The following is a 21,176-nucleotide window of genomic DNA, read 5'->3' as shown; positions in this document are numbered from 1 at the left end:
TTTATTCTAATAAATCTCTTCCAAAACGTTCATACATCTTGACAAACTTGTTGAATTTTACTTTCTCAGTATTGTAAAAATTAATATCGTCACCTTCTAAAGCATATTCTAAAAGACTTCTGTAATGTTCAATTTCTGTAGAAATTGTTACATATTCATCATTTTGTTGATTGAATGATAAGCTGTTATAGTAGTTAAGTGTTTCGGTATATTTTACAATCAAATCTTTTACCAATTTTTGAGCTTTTTCTTTTTTACCAATGCTGTAATACCCTTGAATAAATGGCTCAACTAAAGTATAATATCCAAATTGTTCGATTGGCATTTTTGTCATTGCTAAATCAACAACCTTTTCTGCTTTTTCATATTTATCTTCATTAATTAATGTTTCCATTAATCTTGCTAAGTTAGAACGATAAGTAACGCTGTTTCTTCGAGTTTCAACATCATGGTACATTTTAGAATTTCCACTGTTGCCCCAATCCCATTTCATTACAATGTCATACATTTTATCACTGTCAATGATTCCCATGTCTAACATGCTGGTATTTTTGTTTTTTGGTGTTTTAATTGGAACAATTTTGTAGCACATTCCGTCCAATTGCGTGTAATCTTTCATCCATAAGAAATCTTCATCTTGGAAGCTTCCACCTGTAAAATACATAGGTCTTTTCCAATTGTTTTCGTTTATTATGTCTAGCATCATTAAACGATTTTTATAGATGGCATTTCCTTTAATAGTAATGTCAATTTGCGAAACAATAGAATCTTGAAATTTCTCTGACACCACTTTGTTTTTAATGATGTTCTCTTTATCAATCGGAATATACACTTTTTTAGAAGGGTAGTAGTTGAATTTATGACCATTTCCATATTCTACTTTTGCTAATTCATCTTCAATTTTGACAAATTTCATTAAATCACTTAACAAAATAGAATCGTTTGTTTTCTCGTTGTACAAAACAGCATCTCTAGTACTTCCTTTATATTGATCTCTTACAAATGAAATAGGCAAAGCTTCTGATTTATATGCTTTATTTTTCATTTGGTCTATGTACCAATCTGTGGCTAATAAACTTGTATTTACAATTCTTACATCAGTTCTATAACCTTCAATTTCTTGTGCATACCATAAAGGGAAAGTATCGTTATCACCAATAGTAAATAAAATGGCATTAGGTTCACAAGAATCTAAATACGCTTTTGCCATAGCTAAAGCCGTATATTTTCCTGACCTGTCATGATCATCCCAGTTTTCTTTGGCTAATAAAATTGGACCCGACAATAATGCTATAACTAAAACAAAAGGTATTGCTGCTTTTGGGCTTAAATATTTTTTAATTCCGTCATAAATTGCATAAACTCCAAAACCTATCCACATAGCAAAAACATAGAAAGAACCTACAACAGCATAATCTCTTTCTCTAGGTTCAAAAGGTCTTTCGTTTAAGAATATTTTTAGCGCAAAACTGGTAAATAAAAACAAGGCCAGTAATACATAAAAACTTTTAATGTCTTTTTTGGCATGATATAAAATTCCAATTACAGCTAGTATAAAAGGTAAAAAATAATAAGTATTTCTTCCTTTATTGTTTTTCATGTCAGAAGTAATTTCCGCTTGATTTCCTAATCTAGCATTGTCTATAAAAGGAACACCGCTTAGCCAATTTCCGTCTTGATTGTCTGCTTTACCTTGAATATCGTTTTGTCTTCCAATAAAATTCCAACCCAAATAACGTAAATACATATAGCCAAATTGGTATTCAAACATAAACTTCATATTGTCAGCAAATGATGGTTTTTCAATTATAAGGTATTCACCGTAACCTTTCATGAACGAATGGTATTCCTCTAATGACAATTTTCCTTGTAAAAAGTTGTTTCTAAAATCCGCAACTATTTCTACCAAACGATCTTCGTGAGAATAATCTGGGTTTACAGTAAAATCTAGTGGTTTTGTATAGCTCATGTAGTTTTCTGCATGTTCTGTACTCCACATTCTTGGCAAAAACCCTTTGTGATTGTCGTCTAGGTTTTGATTGGCTAATTTGTAATCATTTGTAATTACATATTCACCTGTTTTATAATCTCTTTCGTAATTAGGTTTTTCATCTAAATAAGGATTATTTTCATCTAATCCTGCATAAGCTTCAGAGAAAAATGGACCATAAAAAGTTTTTTGTTCACCGTATTGTTCTCTGTTATAGTAAGCTAAAACTTCGGCAGCATCCGACGGTTTGTTTTCGTTAATGGGAATGTCAGTATTAGCTCTAATAGGAAGCATAATCCATGTTGAAAACCCAATTAGAATAAACAAAATACTTAATATGATGGTGTTTAGCATTACTTTTCCTTTGGTTTTGGTATATTTCAGTCCAAAATAAAAGGCTGTAATAATCAATAAAAAAGCAAATATAGTTCCTGAATTAAAAGGTAAACCAAAGTTATTCACCATGAAGATTTCAGTTTTACCGAAAAAAGACAAGGTATATGGTAATAAGAACTTAAAAACAAAAAATAAAATCGCTACTACAACCAAGTTAGCAATAATGAAATTTTGTAAGGTAATGGTTTTGTATTTTTTGAAAAAATAAATTAATCCTATTGATGGTATGGTTAATAAAGCCATAAAGTGAACTCCAAATGAAAGGCCTATCAATAAAGAAATTAGTAACAACCATCTGTTACCTCTTGGTGTGTCCATTTCCTGTTCCCAACGTAATGCAGCCCAAACTAATATTGAGATAAATAAAGAAGCCATAGCATAAACTTCAGCTTCTGTTGCGCTATACCAAAAACTATCTGTAAAAGTAAAGGCAATAGCACTTATGAAAGCACTTCCTAAAATCATTATGGAGTTGCTTTTGTTTAATTCGCCATTTTCTGCAATAATTTTCTTTAGCAATATGGATACAGACCAACACATGAAAAGAATGGTAAATGCACTTGAAAAAACAGATAGCATGTTCACCATTAATGCAATTTTATCTGCACTTAAAGCAAACATAGAGAAAAAAGCACCCAACATTTGAAACAATGGTGCTCCAGGTGGATGACCAATTTCTAATTTTGCAGCGGTTGAAATGTATTCTCCACAATCCCAAAAACTCAGTGTTGGTTCAACAGTTAAACTATAAGTTACCAGTGCAATTAAAAAAGCCGCCCAACCCGTAATGGTGTTCCACTTGTTAAAATTAAATGAATTCATAAATGTTCAAATCAAAAAAGTAATATTAATTACAAAGAAACTATTTTTTTATTATAACCAACGACGAAATTAATTTTTTAATATTTTTTTTAGAAAAATTTGTAATAATTAAAATATATATTACATTTGCACTCGCATTTAGCAACTATGTCCCATGGTGTAATGGTAACACTCCGGTTTTTGGTACCGTCATTCAAGGTTCGAGTCCTTGTGGGACAACAAAAAAATCCTCTAATTTAGAGGATTTTTTTATTTTATAAATTTCAGTTTCTTATATTTTAAAAGTAATAACGGCTCTCTTAGCATGATTTACTAAGTCCTCACTAATACTTCCATTGAAAAAGTGAGAAATTCCTTTTCTGCCATGAGTACTCATACCAATTAAATCTGCTTTAATGCTCTTTGCAAAATGTAATATGCCTTTTTCTACATTCACGTCGTTGTAAATGTGAGTTGAATAATTTTTCATTTCGAAATTAGAGGCAAATTCATCCATTGTATTTTGAGCTACTTCAGTAGATTTAAAATTATTAGGCGTATTGATATTTACCATGTAGATGTGGGAATTGAATTTATTAGCAAAATCTACAACTTTTGCAAAAGGTTTTTTGATTTCGTCTGAAAAATCAGAAGCGAAAACAAACTTATCAGCACTAAAGTCGTCATCCTCTTTTTTAATAACTAGAACTGGAATATCTGAATTTCTAACTACTTTTTCTGTATTAGACCCAATAAACATTTCTTGGAATCCTTTTGCTCCATGAGACCCCATCACTATTAAATCAGCATTTTGAGCATTACCCATTTTGATAATTCCGTCAAAAGCCATCTCAAATTGAATGTATTTTTCTACTTTAATTCCTTCTAAAAAGTCAGAATTTGCTGTTTCTTCAAGTTTTTGTAAGGCTATATTTTTAAATAACATTAATTCAGGAATTTCATGTGATGTAGAAATGGCGTCATTTCCAGATGATGGTAATTCTAACATGTGTACTATTGCAATTTCACCGCCATTTTTTTTAGCAATTTGAGCAGCCACTTTTAAAGCATATTCTGCATGTTTAGAAAAATCGGTTGGAACTAATATTTTTTTCATGATCTAAGGTTTAAAATTATTCTACTATAAAGATATGAAAATTAATATAATAAGACAATGTTTTATTTATTTAAAATTATTTGTATATTTGCACGGTTATTTATAATGATGTGGAAATAATGAGGCACGCAAAGCGTGCCTCTTTTTATAAAAAAAATGAATTTTAAAGAAGCTATTAAAGATTGTTTAGACAATGCTTTTGAAAGTAATCCCAGTTTGTTCTTGATTGATTTTACGATTTCTGAAACAAATAAAGTAAGTGTTATTATTGATGGAGATATGGGTGTAACTATTCAAGACTGTATTGATATCAGTAAATATATTGATAATAGTTTGGGTGATGACGAGTTTGACTACAGTTTAGATGTTGCTTCTGCAGGTGTATCGTCACCTTTAGTTTTTGAAAGACAATACATCAAAAATGTAGGAAGAACTTTAAAAATCAAAACGATAAATAACGAAATTTTTGAAGCTAATTTAACGGCAGCTGATAGTGAAAAAATCACTATTAAATGGCAATCAAGAGAGCCTAAAAAAATTGGTAAAGGAAAAGAAACAGTAGACAATATTAGAGAAATTGTTTATTCGGAGATAAAGGAAGCAATTGTATTAATATCATTTTAATTATATAGAGTCAGCATGGAGAATATTGCATTAATTGAGTCGTTTTCAGAGTTTAAAGATGATAAGCTCATTGATAGAGTAACGCTAATGGCAATTTTAGAAGATGTGTTTAGAAATGCATTAAAGAAAAAATATGGGTCAGATGATAATTTCGATATCATCATTAATCCTGACAAAGGAGATATGGAAATTTGGAGAAATAGAATTGTTGTTGCAGATGGAGAAGTGGAAGATGAAAATTCTGAAATTTCATTATCTGAAGCTAGAAGAATTGAACCAGATTTTGAAGTTGGAGAGGATGTTTCTGAAGAAGTTAAATTATTTCAATTAGGAAGAAGAGCGATTTTAGCATTAAGACAAAATTTAATATCAAAAATACACGAACACGATAACACGAATCTTTACAAACAATTTAAAGATTTAATCGGAGATATTTATACGGCCGAGGTACACCATGTTAGACCAAAAGTTGTAATTTTAATGGATGATGAAGGAAATGAAATTGTACTCCCAAAAGAAAAGCAAATTCCTAGTGATTATTTCAAAAAAGGAGATAATGTTAGAGGTGTTATTGAAAGTGTTGAATTAAAAGGGAATAAACCTCAAATCATCATGTCTAGAACCGCACCGTTGTTTTTGGAAAAATTATTTGAACAAGAAATTCCAGAAGTTTTTGACGGTTTAATTAATGTTAAAAATGTAGTCAGAATTCCAGGGGAAAAGGCAAAAGTTGCTGTGGACTCTTACGATGATAGAATTGATCCTGTTGGAGCTTGTGTAGGTATGAAAGGTTCACGTATTCACGGAATTGTTAGAGAATTAGGGAATGAAAACATTGATGTTATCAATTACACAACTAACATTCAATTATATATCACTAGAGCTTTAAGTCCCGCTAAAGTTTCTTCTGTAAAAGTAGATGAAGAGAAAAAAACTGCAGAAGTTTTCTTAAAGGTGGAAGAAGTTTCTAAAGCCATTGGTAGAGGTGGTTACAACATCAGATTAGCAGGTCAACTTACAGGTTATGAGCTAGATGTTATAAGAGAAGGTGTTCTAGAGGAAGAAGATGATGTTGAATTGAGAGAGTTTACCGATGAAATTGAAGAATGGGTAATTGAAGAATTTGAAAAAATTGGTTTAGATACTGCTAAAAGTATTATTGATCAAGATGTTGAAGATCTTGCAAAGAGAACTGATCTTGAAGAAGAAACCATTAGAGAAGTTATTAGAATTTTAAAAGAAGAATTTGATAGATAATTTTTGAATTGTCATTAAATAAAAAAAATTATATTTACATTAAATATATTAGAAGAAACATTAAATTAATTTATGTCTGAAGAAAGAGCAATAAGAATAAATAAAGTTTTAAGAGAATTAAATATTTCCTTAGAAAGAGCCGTTGATTTTTTAAAAGAAAAAGGTCATAGTATAGACGCAAGTCCAAATGCAAAAATTTCACAAGGAGAATATGATGTCTTATGCGGTCAATTTTCTGCTGATAAAGGTAAAAAAGTCGCTTCTCTAGAAGTTGGTGAAGAAAAGAGAAAAGAAAAAGAAGCGCTTAAAAAACAATTAGAGCAAGAACAAGAAGAAAAAAGACTTCAAGAAGAAAAGCAAAGACAAGAAATTGTTAAAGCAAAAGCTACTTTGTCAGGGCCAAAAACTATTGGTAAAATTGATTTAGGTGGTAAACCTTCAGATAAAAAATCAGAAATTAAACCTGAAATTAAAGAGGTAAAGCAGGAAGAACCAGAACCAATTCAAAAAGTTGTTGAGGTGACTTCTGTCGAACCAATTGCTGAAGATACTTCTAAAAAAATCAATGTAGAGAAAAAACCTATCATTAAAAAGGAAGTTGAAGTTAAAGTCACTCCAAAGGAAACTACAGCACAAGAAACTTCAGAACCGGTTGAAGAAGTTGTTGAAACTCAATATACTAAATTAGCAGGAGCTACATTTACAGGTAAAACAATTGATTTATCTCAATTTAATAAACCTAAAAAGAAAGATCCTAAAAAAGAAGTTAAAAAAGCAGGTGATGTTAAACCAGGAACTCCTGGCGCTGCTAATAATAACAATGCTAATAAAAACAAGCGTAAAAGAATTTCTAAACCTACTGTGCCAGGAACTACAGCTGCACCAGGAAGTAAGAAAGAGTTTGTAAAAGGTGGAGTTAATAACGGGTTTAATAAAGGAGGTAAAAAACCACCTGTTCAAAAAGTTGAACCAACCGAAGAAGATGTAAAAAATCAAATTAAAGAAACTCTTGAAAGACTTCAAGGTAGAGGAAATAAATCAAAAGCTGCCAAATATCGTAAAGATAAAAGAGACACACACCGTCAAAGAAATGAAGATGAACTTCAAGCTTTAGAAGAAGGTAGTAAAACAATTAAAGTAACAGAATTTGTTACTGTAGGCGAAGTTGCTACCATGATGGATGTTCCTGTTACTAAAGTAATTGGTACTTGTATGTCTTTAGGTATAATGGTGACACAAAACCAAAGACTAGATGCTGAAACGTTAACTATTTTAGCAGACGAATTTGGTTATGAAGTTGAATTTATTACAACTGATATTGAAGAAAATATAGAAGTTGTTGAAGATAAAGTTGAAGATTTAAAAGAAAGATCGCCAATCGTTACTGTAATGGGGCACGTAGATCATGGTAAAACGTCACTTCTTGATTATATTCGTGAAGCTAATGTAATTGCTGGTGAGTCAGGTGGTATTACACAACACATTGGTGCTTATGGTGTAACTTTAGAAGGAGGTCAAAAAATAGCATTTTTAGATACTCCTGGTCACGAAGCATTTACCGCTATGCGTGCTCGTGGTGCTCAAATTACAGATATTGCAATTATTGTTATCGCTGCGGATGATGACATCATGCCACAAACTAAAGAAGCAATTAGCCATGCGCAAGCTGCAGGTGTACCCATGATTTTTGCCATCAATAAGGTGGATAAAGAAACAGCAAATCCAGAAAAAATTAAGGAAAAATTAGCTGGTATGAATTTACTAGTGGAAGATTGGGGTGGAAAATACCAATCTCAAGATATCTCAGCAAAAAAAGGAACTGGTGTTAAAGAATTATTAGAAAAAGTTTTATTGGAAGCTGAAATTTTAGAATTAAAAGCTAATCCTAATAAAGCAGCTATCGGTACTGTTGTCGAAGCTCAATTAGATAAGGGTAGAGGTTATGTTTCAACTATTTTAGTTCAAGCAGGTACTTTGAAAATTGGTGATTATATGTTGGCCGGTAAAAATCATGGAAAGATTAAAGCCATGCATGATGAAAGAGGTAACATTGTTAAAGAAGCAGGTCCATCAACTCCAGTATCTATCTTAGGTTTGGACGGTGCACCTACAGCAGGTGATAAATTTACAGTTTATGAAGATGAAAGAGAAGCTAAACAAATTGCTGCAAAACGTACTCAACTACAAAGAGAACAATCTGTTCGTACACAAAAACACATAACTCTTGCAGAAATTGGTCGTCGTATTGCTTTAGGTCAGTTTAAAGAATTAAATATTATCCTTAAAGGTGATGTTGACGGTTCTGTTGAAGCATTATCTGATTCATTCTCTAAATTATCTACAGAAGAAATACAAGTTAATATTATTCATAAAGGAGTTGGTGCAATTACCGAATCGGATGTGTTATTAGCATCGGCTTCAGATGCAATAATTATTGGATTTAATGTAAGACCTCAAGGTAATGCAAAACAATTGGCCGAAAAAGAAGAAATAGATATTCGTAATTATTCAATCATTTACGATGCAATTGATGATTTACGTGATGCAATGGAAGGTATGCTTTCTCCTGAATTAAAAGAGGAAATTACTGGAACAGCTGAAATTAGAGAAATCTTTAAAGTATCTAAAGTCGGTTCAATTGCTGGATGTATGGTAACTGATGGAAAAATTTATAGAAATTCTAAAATCCGTTTAATTAGAGATGGTGTTGTAGTTTATACTGGTGAATTAACCACTTTAAAACGTTTTAAAGACGATGTAAAAGAAGTTTCTAAAGGGTACGATTGTGGTATGCAAATTAAAAATTATAACGACATTAAAGAGTTAGATTTAATTGAAGCATTCCAAGAAGTGGAAGTTAAAAAGAAATTGAAAAAGTAATTCAATATTCAAAAATAAAAAAATCCTGAATGTTAAGTTCAGGATTTTTTTTGGTTAATAATTAGATTATTTGTTGGGTTTAATTAATAAAGCCAAAGGATATTTTTTCTTAATTTCTAACAAAGCATTTTCAGCTTCAATACGTGTTTTAAAATTCCCTGCCCAAACCTTAAATGTAGGATTATTGTAAATCATAGTAACATCAATTTCTTTAAACTGATTCTTGAATTCCATCATGGTTTTTTTCGCATTATCACTATTTCCATTAAAAATTTGAATTTTAAACAAGTCATTTATGGTAATACCCGTATTCATCCTTCTTTTTTCCTTTAACAAAGTTTCAATGTTATCGTCCTGTTCAATAGTTATTTCTGACGTTTGAGAATAACAATTAAAACTCAAAATATTAAATAACAATAAGAAAGTCAGATACTTTAGTTTCATTATGTTTTTCATAAGATTAAAATTTTAAACAAATTTACATTTTAAAATTAGTATACAAAAATCGTCGATTATTTAGAACAAATATAAATTACTAATTAAGGTAAAATTATGGTTTTGATAATAATTCAATTGTTGTATTTTTGCTCAAGTTTTTAAGAATGTATAGTTATAATTATACCTTTCTAAAATCATACCAAAAATTAAGTTGATAATCATTTTAAATATGAAAAAGGTGGGTAACCATAGATCGTTTTCTAAGATTTTCTTCAGTTTAGCTTTATCGCTAACCATTTCTTTTGCAACTTATGCTCAAGATGCTGCTCCAACAGATGCACCAGTTGCAGATGCTGCTCCAGCAAGTGGTGGTGATGCAGCTAAAGGGAAAGAATTATTTAATGCCAATTGTGCGGCATGTCATAAATTAGATGCCAAAGCAACAGGACCAGCTCTTCGTGGCGTAGCAAATAAATATGAAACAGCATGGCTTTACAAATGGATTAATAACAGTGCTGAATTAATTAAATCAGGTGATGCATTAGCTGTAAAAGTTTATGAGGAAAATGGGAAAGTGCCAATGACGGCATTTCCTCAATTATCTACTGCTGATATTGACAATATTCTTGCATATACTTCAGAAGTAAAACCTGCTCCTCCAACTCCAGTTCCAGGTGAGCTAGTTTCAGGAGGTAATACTGACTCTGGAATTTCAAATAATATTATTCTTGGTGCTTTAGCTTTGGTTTTAGCAATGTTGGTTGTAATGTTGTTTTTGGTAAGTAATGTGCTTACGAAAATAGCAAAAGCAAACGGTATTGAGGCTCCAGTTAAAGAAAAATCAACGCCAATTTGGGTTTCATTTGTTAGAAATCAATTTTTAATGGTTGTTTCAGCAATTTTATTCTTACTGATAAGTGCTTATTTTGCTTATGGATGGTTGATGCAAATAGGAGTGGATCAAGGATATGAGCCAATTCAACCAATACATTATTCACACAGAATTCATGCTGGTGATAATGAAATTGATTGTAAATATTGTCACTCAGCTTCAAGAGTAAGTAAGCATTCTAACATACCATCGTTAAATGTTTGTATGAATTGTCACAAAAATATTGCTGAAGTAGCTGAAAATACTGCAACTCCTGAATATTCAAAAGATTTTTATGATAAAGAAATTCAGAAATTATACAAAGCTGTAGGTTGGGATCAAACAACTCAATCATACACAGGTAAAACAAGTCCAGTTAAATGGGTTCGTATTCATAATTTGCCTGATTTTGTATATTTTAATCACTCTCAACACGTTACTGTTGCTGGTGTTGAATGTCAAAAATGTCATGGTCCTGTTCAGGAATATGAAATTCAAAAGCAATTTGCTCCATTAACAATGGGTTGGTGTATCAATTGTCACAGAGAAACTAATGTAAAAGTAGAAGACAACGAGTACTACAAAAAAATTCATGAAGAATTATCTAAAAAGTTAGGTGTTAAGCAATTAACAGCGGCTCAAATGGGTGGTTTAGAATGTGGTAAATGTCACTATTAATAAAATAATTTAAGAAGCTAATATTTATATACAATGGCATCAAACAAAAAATACTGGAAAAGTGTTGAGGAACTAAACGAAAATAGTTCTATTGTTGAGACGCTAAGAAGCAACGAGTTTGTGGAGCAAATTCCTGTAGAAGATTTTTTAAGTGACAAAGACACTTTAGCATCTTCTTCAACTACTCGTCGTGACTTTTTAAAATACGTTGGATTTAGTACAGCAGCTGCTTCATTAGTTGCTTGTGAAGGTCCAGTTGTAAAGTCAATTCCTTATGTACTTCAACCAGAACAAATCATACCGGGTGTAGCTGATTATTATGCTACAACTATGGCTGATGGTTTTGATTTTGCAAACATCTTAATCAAAACGCGTGAAGGTCGTCCAATCAAAGTAGAAAATAACAAATTAGAAGGTTCAAAAACAGGTGCTAACGCAAGAGTACATGCTTCCGTTCTTTCATTATACGATAGTCTTCGTTTAAAAAATCCTATGATAGCTAACAAAGATGCTAAATGGGGAGATGTAAACGCTAAGATTAAATCAAGTTTAGAAGATGCAAAATCAAAAGGAGAATCTGTTGTGGTTTTAACAAATACAATGGCTAGTCCTTCTACAGATGCTTTACTTTCAGACTTGAAGGCAAAATATCCTAATGTAAAACAAGTAATTTATGATGCTGTTTCTGAATCATCTGCATTGGATGCTTTTGAAACTGTTTATGGAACCAGAGCATTAGCTAATTATGATTTTTCAAAGGCTGATGTAATTGTTTCTATTGGTGCTGACTTTTTAGGTGATTGGCAAGGTGGAGGTTTTGATGCTGGATATGCTCAAGGACGTATTCCTAAAAATGGAAAAATGTCTAAACATATTCAAATTGAAGCCAACATGTCATTAGCAGGTGCTAATTGTGATAAAAGAATTCCTTTAACTATAGCAAACCAAAAACTGGCTTTAGTAAAAATATATAACGCTATTACGGGTAATGCTGTAGCTGCATCAACAATAGAGAAATATGATAAAGATGTCGTAAATGCTGCAAGTCAATTAAACTCGGCTGGCTCTAAAGGTGTTTTAGTTTGTGGTTTAGATGATGTTGATGCGCAATTATTGACTTTAGCAATCAATCAAAAATTAAATTCTGAAGCTTTCAATACTTCTAATGTGTTATTAACTAGAAAAGGTAATGCAAAAGAAGTCAATCAATTAGTTGTCGATTTAAATGCTGGAAAAGTACATACATTAATTATGTATGGTGTAAATCCGGTTTATACTTTACCAAATTCAAAAGATTTCGTTTCAGGATTAAAAAAAACTAAATTGTCTGTAGCATTTTCTATGAAAGAAGATGAAACAGCGAAGATTTCAAATATTGCTGCGGCAGCTCCTCACTATTTAGAATCTTGGGGTGATGTTACCATCCAAAAAGGAAATTATAGCATCATGCAACCAACTATTCGTCCGTTGTTTGATACTAAACAATTTCAAGATGTACTATTGTCTTTAACAGATAATCCTACAGCTTACTACGATTATTTAAAATCTTTTGCAGCCTCTTACTTAAATGGTAAAACTTGGAATCAAGCTGTTCATGACGGATTTGCTTCTTCTGAAGTAAGTGCTTTAAGTGGCATTTCGGTTGATTACAATTCTTCTGCAAGTAAATTATCTTCTGCAAAATCATCTAACTTAGATTTAGTTTTATATACAAAAGTTGGTTTAGGTGATGGTCAACAAGCAAACAATCCATGGTTGCAAGAGTTTCCAGATCCAATTACAAGAGTGTCTTGGGACAACTATGTTACAGTTTCTCAAAAAGATGCAGAAAAATATAAATTAGAAAACTTTAATGTTGCTAATGGTGGACTTAACGGTAGCTATGTAACAATTAAAGTAGGAAATACTTCCTTATCCAAAGTTCCAGTAATCATTCAACCAGGTCAAGCTGTAGGAACTATTGGATTGGCTTTTGGATACGGTAAAAAAGAAAGCATGAAATCCGAAATGCAAGTAGGGGTTAATGCTTATCAATTATATGCCAATTTAAATGCAAACCAATCTGCTACAATTTCTTTAGAAGAAGGTGAACATGAATTTGCATGTGTTCAATTACAAAAAACTTTAATGGGTAGAGGTGATATCATCAAAGAAACTACATTAAGTACTTTTGTAAGTGAAAATTCAGAAGTTTGGAATCCAACTCCAATGGTTTCTTTAGACCATAAAGAAACTGCTGCTACTAAAGTTGATCTTTGGGAATCTTTTGATAGATCAATTGGACATCATTTTAACTTGTCAATTGACCTAAACGCTTGTACTGGTTGTGGAGCATGTGTAATTGCATGTCATGCAGAAAATAATGTACCAGTTGTTGGTAAATCTGAAGTTAGAAGAAGTCGAGATATGCATTGGTTGCGTATTGATAGATATTATTCTTCTCAAGAAACTTTTGCTGGTGATGTGGAAGAAAAAGAAGGTCTTTCAGGTTTAGGTTTAGGTGATTATTTAGTGGGTGATAGAAAAGGTGACGGTACTCTTTCTGGTTTAGATAGATTAGAGCATCCTTCAGAAAACCCTCAAATTGCTTTCCAACCTGTAATGTGTCAACACTGTAACCACGCTCCATGTGAAACAGTTTGTCCGGTTGCTGCAACTTCTCATAGTCATCAAGGTCAGAATCATATGGCATATAACCGTTGTGTAGGTACTCGTTACTGTGCAAACAACTGTCCTTATAAAGTTAGAAGATTCAACTGGTTTTTATATAATAAAAATGAAGAATTTGATTACCATATGAATAATGACTTAGGTCGTATGGTATTAAATCCTGACGTTAATGTTCGTTCTCGTGGTGTAATGGAAAAATGTTCTATGTGTATTCAAATGACACAAAAAACTATTTTAGATGCAAAACGTGACGGAAGAATAATCAAAGACGGTGAATTCCAAACAGCATGTTCTTCAGCTTGTACAAGTGGAGCTATGGTTTTTGGAGATGTTAATGACAACGAATCAAAAGTTGCTGAATTAGCAGAAGATAAAAGAATGTATCATTTATTAGAGCATATTGGAACTAAGCCAAATGTGTTTTATCATGTAAAAGTTACAAACGATAAAAAATAATTATTAATTAACAGAAACAAGATAAAGGATTATGTCGTCTCATTACGAAGCACCCATTAGAAAACCTTTAGTAGTAGGAAATAAATCTTACCACGATGTTACAGTAGATGTAGCAAGACCTGTTGAAGGCAGAGCTAACAAACAATGGTGGACAGTTTTTGCAATTGCACTAGCTGCTTTCCTTTGGGGATTAGGTTGTATGATTTATACTATTTCTACAGGAATAGGAACTTGGGGATTAAATAAAACAGTAGGTTGGGCTTGGGATATCACTAACTTTGTTTGGTGGGTAGGTATCGGTCACGCTGGAACACTAATTTCCGCAGTATTATTGTTATTCCGTCAAAAATGGAGAATGGCAATTAACCGTTCTGCAGAAGCAATGACTATTTTCTCAGTAATGCAAGCAGGTTTGTTTCCAATCATTCACATGGGTCGTCCATGGTTGGGATATTGGGTTTTACCTATACCAAATCAATTTGGTTCCTTGTGGGTAAATTTTAACTCACCTTTACTTTGGGATGTATTTGCAATTTCAACTTATTTATCAGTTTCATTAGTTTTTTGGTGGACTGGTTTGTTACCTGATTTTGCTATGTTGAGAGATAGAGCAGTGACTCCTTTTACAAAAAAGATATATTCTATAGTTTCTTTTGGATGGAGCGGTAGAGCAAAAGATTGGCAACGTTTCGAAGAGGTATCTTTAGTTTTAGCTGGTTTAGCTACTCCTCTTGTACTTTCTGTTCATACGATTGTATCTTTTGATTTCGCGACTTCTGTAATTCCTGGATGGCATACAACAATCTTACCACCTTATTTCGTTGCTGGAGCTATTTTCTCTGGTTTTGCAATGGTAAATACATTGTTAATCATCATGAGAAAAGTCTCAAACCTTGAAGATTATATCACTGTACAACATATTGAATTAATGAATATAGTAATCATGATTACAGGTTCAATTGTAGGTTGTGCGTATATTACTGAATTGTTTGTGGCTTGGTATTCAGGTGTTGAATATGAACAATATGCTTTCCTTAACAGAGCAACGGGTCCTTACTGGTGGTCTTATTGGTTGATGATGACTTGTAACGTATTTTCACCTCAATTCATGTGGTCAAAAAAATTAAGAACAAGTATTACCTTCTCTTTCATAATATCCATTGTTGTTAACGTTGGAATGTGGTTTGAACGATTCGTAATTATTGTTACATCTTTACATAGAGATTATTTACCTTCATCATGGACGATGTTCCAACCTACTTTTGTAGATGCTGGTATTTATATAGGTACAATTGGTTTCTTCTTTGTTTTATTCTTATTATATTCTAGAAGTTTCCCAGTTATTGCTCAAGCTGAAGTTAAAACTATTTTAAAATCTTCAGGTGACAATTATAAAAGAAATAGAGAACTAAACGGTCATAATTCAGATAAACATTAAACCATCATGAGTAATAAAGTTATACACGCTATATACAATGATGATGATGTGCTTTTAGAAGCTGTTCACAAAACAAAATCGGCTCATCACCATATTGAAGAAATATATACACCTTTCCCAGTACATGGTCTAGATAAGGCAATGGGATTGGCACCAACAAGAATTGCAATTGCATCTTTCATTTACGGTATAATTGGTTTGTCTTTTGCTACAGCAATGATGCGATATATTATGATTGTAGATTGGCCTCAAGACATTGGTGGCAAACCAAGTTTTAGTTACCTACAAAATATGCCTGCATTTGTTCCTATTATGTTCGAGTTAACAGTATTTTTTGCTGCTCACTTAATGGTTATTACTTTTTATATGAGAAGTAAATTATGGCCATTTAAAAAAGCCGAGAATCCTGATGTAAGAACAACAGATGATCATTTTTTAATGGAAGTAGGTGTTCATGGAAATGAAGATGAACTGGTTTCATTTTTCAAATCTACTGGAGCTGTAGAAGTTAAAGTAATAGAAAAGCATTAATTTAGATATGAAAAGCTTAAATAAAATAGTAGCTGTATTAGGATTGACCTTTGTTATGGTTTCTTGCCACAACAATTCAAAACCTAATTATCAATTTTTCCCAAACATGTATGAGTCAGTTTCTTATGAAACCTATTCAGAACATGATGTTTTTAAAGATGGAAAAGAAGGTCAACTTTTACCTGATGGAGCTATCAAAAGAGGTTTTGTCCCTTACGAAATTCCAAATACCCCTGAAGGTTATATTCTTTCTAAATCTATGAAATCTCCTTTGGATTCCATTACTTCTAACCCAGAAAAAGGTAAAGAATTATATGGTATTTATTGTGCCATTTGTCATGGTGATAAAGGTAATGGAAAAGGTAAATTGGTGGAAAGAGAAAAATTCTTAGGAGTACCAAGCTATAAAGATAGAGAAATCACTGATGGTAGTATTTTTCATGTTGTTACTTATGGTTTAAATTCAATGGGTTCTCATGCCAATCAACTTTCACAAGAAGAAAGATGGCAAGTTGCTGATTATGTATTAAAACTGAAGTCTGAATTATAATTGTAAATCAATTTTTTGAATATAAAGATATGTACACTTTTTCAAGTAAATTAAAAACTTTTTCACTTATTCTAATTGTATTAGGAGTTTTGGGTATTAGTTACGGATATTTTACTACTCCTAAAACTATCGAAGAAGTTGAAGCTATATTGAAGCATCAAGAAGATGCTCATCACGGTGCTGTTGCTCATGATGCTCATTCTGGTCACGATTCTCATGCTACACATGATGTTTCTGACAAAGAAGCAGCAAAAGAACACAAGGAACATGTTGAACACGTAAAGACTCAAATGCAAAACAGACCTTGGTCTGCATTCTATGTGGCTGCGATATTTTTTCTACTACTAACCTTAGGAGTTTTGGCTTTTTATGCTATCCAAATTGCTTCACAAGCAGGTTGGTCTCCAGTTGTTTTTAGAGTAATGGAAGGAATAACTGCTTATTTATTACCAGGCTCAATCATATTTTTCATTTTGTTAGTTGCAGCTGGTTTGCATTGGAATCATATGTTCCATTGGATGGATCCAGAAGTAGTTAATCCTAAAAGTGAACATTTTGATAAATTAATCTTTGCTAAAAAAGGGTGGTTAAGTGTCGGCAGATTTTTAATTTTTGCTGTTATATTTTTAACAGGTTGGAATTTATACAGACATTTTGCAAGAAAATTTTCTTTAGCTCAAGATGAGTCAAATGATGATTCTAATTATAAAAAATTATTTAAGGCATCTGCCGCTTTCTTAGTTTTCTTTATAGTATCTGAATCTATTATGTCATGGGATTGGATTATGTCAGTAGATCCACACTGGTACAGTACTTTGTTTGGTTGGTATGTTTTTGCAAGTTTCTTTGTGAGTGGTATAACGATGATTACAATAGTTACAATCTATTTACAATCTAAAGGATATTTACCTGAAGTTAATAAAAGTCATATACACGATTTAGCTAAATTTATGTTTGGAATAAGTATTTTTTGGACATATTTATGGTTTTCTCAGTTCATGCTAATTTGGTATTCAAATATTCCTGAAGAAGTTACATATTTTATTACAAGAATTAGAGATTACAACTTACCTTTCTTTGGCATGTTAGTTCTTAACTTTATTTTTCCTTTACTTATCCTTATGAGCGCTGACTTTAAGCGTTTAACTTGGATTATTATCGGAGCAGGATCTGTAATTTTATTTGGACATTATATTGATTTTTTCAATATGATTATGCCAGCGACAGTAGGTGACCAATGGTACATTGGTGCTTCTGAAATCGGTTCAATTTTATTCTTCACAGGGCTATTTATTTTTATTGTATTTAATGCCTTATCTAAAGTATCTTTAAATGCAAAAAGATATCCTCTTATGGAAGAAAGCAAACATTTTCATTATTAATATTTAAAGAAATAAACAAATGACAAGTTTATTGATATTCATTGTTTTAATTTTAATTGGAATTGCTGTATGGCAATTAACAAAGATATTTGATTTAACCCAAGTTGGTAATGCTAAAGATGATTCTGAAGTAGCTAATGATAACGACAACAACATTAACGGTTATTTGATGTTTGGTTTTCTTGGTTTTATCTACATTTTCACAATATACAGTTTAGTTGCTTGGGGTGAATTTGTTCTAGGTACACCTGCTTCAGAACATGGTAAAGATGTAGATAATTTGATGAACATTTCTATGTTAGTAATTTTCTTTGTTCAAACCGTTACACAATTTCTTTTACATTATTTCACTTTTAAATATAAAGGTAAAGAAGGTCAAAAAGCTTTGTATTATTCTGATAATACTAAACTTGAGGCTATTTGGACAGGAATACCAGTAGTTGTTCTTGCAGGTTTAATTCTTTATGGATTATATACTTGGAATGAAATTATGTATTTTGAAGAAGAAGAAGAAGTTATTTTTGTAGAATTATATGCTAAACAATTCGGTTGGGAAGCTCGTTATTCTGGTGAAGATAATGCTCTTGGAAAAGCTAATGTTAGATATATTGAAGGAATCAACACTTTAGGGGTAGATTTAGAAGATCCCAATGCGCAGGATGATAAAGTAGTTCAAGAATTACACTTACCAAAAGGAAAGAAAATTGTTTTCAAATTGCGTTCTCAAGATGTTTTGCACTCAGCTTACATGCCTCACTTTAGAGCGCAAATGAACTGTGTACCTGGAATGGTTACTCAATTTAATTTTGTTCCTACTGTAACTACAGAAGAAATGAGACAAGATGAAGCAATTGTAGCTAAAGTTAATAAAATCAATGCCATCAGAAGTAAAAAAAGTGCTGAATTAGTTGCTAAAGGTGAAGCTGCTTTAGATCCATATACCTTTGATTATTTGTTATTGTGTAATAAAATTTGTGGAAAATCACATTACAACATGCAAATGAAAATCGTTGTTGAATCTCCAGAAGATTTCAAAAAATGGCTTGCAGAAAAACCTACTTTAGTTTCTTCATGGAAGGAAGCTAATGCACCTGAAGTTAAGGCTGAAGAGCCAAAGACTGAATCTGTAAAGATGGATACAATCAAAGAAATAGCACAAATCATTAAATAATATAGGAGATTTCAAATAATACAATTATGTCACACGAACACGGTCATCATAAAGAAACTTTTATAACTAAATATATCTTTAGTTTAGATCACAAGATGATTGCTAAGCAATATCTTATTTCAGGTCTTTTAATGGGAATAGTAGGTGTAGTTTTATCACTATTTTTCCGTATGCAAATAGCTTGGCCAGAAGAATCTTTTGAAATTTTTAAAATATTTTTAGGAGAAAACTTTGCTCCAGGTGGAGTTATGAGAAATGATATTTACCTAGCACTTGTAACAATTCATGGAACCATCATGGTATTCTTTGTACTAACAGCTGGTTTAAGTGGAACTTTTAGTAATTTACTTATTCCATTACAAATTGGTGCAAGAGATATGGCTTCTGGATTCATGAATATGCTTTCTTTTTGGCTATTTTTTGTATCTTGCATCATTATGCTTTCCTCATTATTTGTTGAATCAGGACCAGCATCAGCAGGTTGGACTGTATATCCTCCTTTAAGTGCCGTTGAACTTGCAATTCCTGGTTCAGGGTTAGGAATGACTTTATGGTTAGTTTCCATGGCAATTTTTATTGCTTCATCTTTAATGGGTTCTTTAAATTATATAGTTACTGTTATTAATTTAAGAACTAAAGGTATGACAATGACAAGATTACCATTAACTGTTTGGGCTTTCTTTGTTACTGCTATTATCGGTGTAATTTCTTTCCCTGTTTTATTTTCAGCCGCTTTGTTGTTAATGTTCGATAGAAGTTTTGGAACATCTTTTTTCTTATCCGACATATACATAAGTGGTGAAGTTTTACATTATCAGGGTGGTTCTCCAGTTTTATATGAACATTTATTTTGGTTTTTAGGTCACCCTGAAGTATACATCGTTTTATTACCTGCATTAGGTATTACTTCTGAAGTTATCGCAACAAACTCTAGAAAACCAATTTTCGGTTATAGAGCAATGATCATGTCTATTATTGCAATAGCATTTTTGTCAACAATAGTTTGGGGGCATCACATGTTTGTATCTGGAATGAATCCTTTTTTAGGTTCAGTATTTACTTTTACGACTTTATTGATTGCCATTCCTTCAGCTGTTAAAGCATTCAACTATATAACAACTTTATGGAAAGGTAACCTTCAGCTAAATCCTGCTATGTTATTTTCAATTGGTCTAGTCTCAACTTTTATTACTGGTGGTTTAACAGGTATTATTTTAGGTGATAGTACTCTTGACATTAATGTTCACGATACATATTTTGTTGTAGCTCACTTCCACTTGGTAATGGGTATATCTGCTTTATATGGTTTCTTTGCTGGAGTTTATCATTGGTTCCCAAGAATGTTTGGTAGAATGATGAATAAAAACTTAGGTTACGTTCACTTTTGGATTACTGCTGTTTGTGCTTACGGAGTTTTCTTCCCAATGCACTTTATAGGTATGGCAGGTTTACCAAGACGTTATTACAGTAATACGGCATTCCCATTATTTGATGAGCTTGCAGATGTAAACGTTTTAATTACTATGTTTGCAATTGTTGGAGCAACTTTCCAATTGGTTTTCTTTTGGAATTTCTTCTACAGCATTTTCAAAGGTAAAAAAGCACCTATGAACCCATGGAAATCTAACACTTTAGAGTGGACTGCACCAGTTAAACATGTACATGGGAACTGGCCTGGAGAATTACCTGAAGTACACCGTTGGCCTTACGATTACAGTAAACCAGGGCATGATGAAGATTATGTACCTCAAACAGTGCCAATGAAAGATGGTGAAGAAGAATTACATCACTAAAAATCATTTTAAAACATAAAAAAACCTTTCCAAATGGAAAGGTTTTTTGTTATAAATGTCTTGTCCTGAAAAAAGTTGACTAAATATTAAATAATATGTCAACAAAAAAGAAAATTTCAAAAATTCCGAGTTC

14 protein-coding genes and 1 tRNA gene are annotated in these 21,176 nt (G+C 32.0%); 12 read left to right on the top strand and 3 right to left on the bottom strand.

Features of this window, described 5'->3' with window-relative positions:
- Position 1 precedes the first annotated feature (1 nt).
- Complete coding sequence (locus ACTF56_RS06315; protein WP_438966064.1) at positions 2–3,208, bottom strand: glycosyltransferase family 117 protein; 3,207 nt, start codon at positions 3,206–3,208, stop codon at positions 2–4.
- Positions 3,209–3,356: 148 nt separating this feature from the next.
- Between ACTF56_RS06315 and ACTF56_RS06310 the strand changes: the two genes are divergently transcribed.
- A tRNA-Gln gene (locus tag ACTF56_RS06310) sits at positions 3,357–3,427 on the top strand.
- 52 nt (positions 3,428–3,479) lie between these two features.
- Here ACTF56_RS06310 and ACTF56_RS06305 read toward each other — a convergent pair.
- Positions 3,480–4,304 (bottom strand): universal stress protein, encoded by an 825-nt coding sequence (locus ACTF56_RS06305; RefSeq protein WP_438966063.1) that lies wholly within the window; start codon positions 4,302–4,304, stop codon positions 3,480–3,482.
- Positions 4,305–4,460: 156 nt separating this feature from the next.
- Between ACTF56_RS06305 and rimP the strand changes: the two genes are divergently transcribed.
- The 3 genes from rimP to infB all read left to right on the top strand — a co-directional run bounded on the left by rimP (position 4,461) and on the right by infB (position 9,065).
- Positions 4,461–4,928, top strand: coding sequence for a ribosome assembly cofactor RimP (gene rimP, locus ACTF56_RS06300; protein ID WP_438966062.1), 468 nt, complete (start codon positions 4,461–4,463; stop codon positions 4,926–4,928).
- A gap of 15 nt (positions 4,929–4,943) precedes the next feature.
- Positions 4,944–6,185: a transcription termination factor NusA gene (nusA, locus tag ACTF56_RS06295; RefSeq protein WP_438966061.1), complete on the top strand. Its 1,242-nt coding sequence runs from the start codon at positions 4,944–4,946 to the stop codon at positions 6,183–6,185.
- Positions 6,186–6,257: 72 nt separating this feature from the next.
- The gene (gene infB / locus ACTF56_RS06290) at positions 6,258–9,065 is read left to right on the top strand and encodes a translation initiation factor IF-2 (RefSeq protein WP_438966060.1); all 2,808 of its coding nucleotides are present in this window, start codon (positions 6,258–6,260) and stop codon (positions 9,063–9,065) included.
- Positions 9,066–9,131: 66 nt separating this feature from the next.
- Here the strand turns inward: infB and ACTF56_RS06285 are convergent, their stop codons facing one another.
- Positions 9,132–9,521, bottom strand: coding sequence for an SPOR domain-containing protein (locus tag ACTF56_RS06285; protein ID WP_438966059.1), 390 nt, complete (start codon positions 9,519–9,521; stop codon positions 9,132–9,134).
- A 211-nt stretch (positions 9,522–9,732) separates the two neighbouring features.
- Between ACTF56_RS06285 and ACTF56_RS06280 the strand changes: the two genes are divergently transcribed.
- From ACTF56_RS06280 to ACTF56_RS06245, 8 genes are read left to right on the top strand one after another with little or no spacing between them, the layout of a single operon-like run.
- Entirely contained in the window at positions 9,733–11,052 is a 1,320-nt protein-coding gene (locus ACTF56_RS06280) for a c-type cytochrome (RefSeq protein WP_438966058.1), read from the top strand.
- 33 nt (positions 11,053–11,085) lie between these two features.
- Entirely contained in the window at positions 11,086–14,178 is a 3,093-nt protein-coding gene (locus tag ACTF56_RS06275; protein ID WP_438966057.1) for a TAT-variant-translocated molybdopterin oxidoreductase, read from the top strand.
- A 31-nt stretch (positions 14,179–14,209) separates the two neighbouring features.
- A complete protein-coding gene (gene nrfD, locus ACTF56_RS06270) occupies positions 14,210–15,616 on the top strand; it encodes an NrfD/PsrC family molybdoenzyme membrane anchor subunit (protein ID WP_438966056.1) in 1,407 nt (468 codons plus the stop codon).
- A 6-nt stretch (positions 15,617–15,622) separates the two neighbouring features.
- On the top strand, positions 15,623–16,147 hold the full coding sequence (locus ACTF56_RS06265) for a DUF3341 domain-containing protein (protein WP_438966055.1): 525 nt from the start codon (positions 15,623–15,625) through the stop codon (positions 16,145–16,147).
- Positions 16,148–16,154: 7 nt separating this feature from the next.
- On the top strand, positions 16,155–16,697 hold the full coding sequence (locus ACTF56_RS06260) for a c-type cytochrome (protein ID WP_438966054.1): 543 nt from the start codon (positions 16,155–16,157) through the stop codon (positions 16,695–16,697).
- A 29-nt stretch (positions 16,698–16,726) separates the two neighbouring features.
- On the top strand, positions 16,727–18,079 hold the full coding sequence (locus tag ACTF56_RS06255) for a quinol:cytochrome C oxidoreductase (RefSeq protein WP_438966053.1): 1,353 nt from the start codon (positions 16,727–16,729) through the stop codon (positions 18,077–18,079).
- 19 nt (positions 18,080–18,098) lie between these two features.
- Positions 18,099–19,250, top strand: coding sequence for a cytochrome c oxidase subunit II (locus ACTF56_RS06250; RefSeq protein WP_438966052.1), 1,152 nt, complete (start codon positions 18,099–18,101; stop codon positions 19,248–19,250).
- 26 nt (positions 19,251–19,276) lie between these two features.
- Complete coding sequence (locus ACTF56_RS06245; protein ID WP_438966051.1) at positions 19,277–21,043, top strand: cytochrome c oxidase subunit I; 1,767 nt, start codon at positions 19,277–19,279, stop codon at positions 21,041–21,043.
- Positions 21,044–21,176 lie beyond the last annotated feature (133 nt).

This window comes from Flavobacterium sp. (assembly GCF_965657075.1).
Taxonomy (GTDB): Bacteria; Bacteroidota; Bacteroidia; order Flavobacteriales; family Flavobacteriaceae; genus Flavobacterium.
This window is presented reverse-complemented; position numbering and strand designations above follow the sequence as displayed.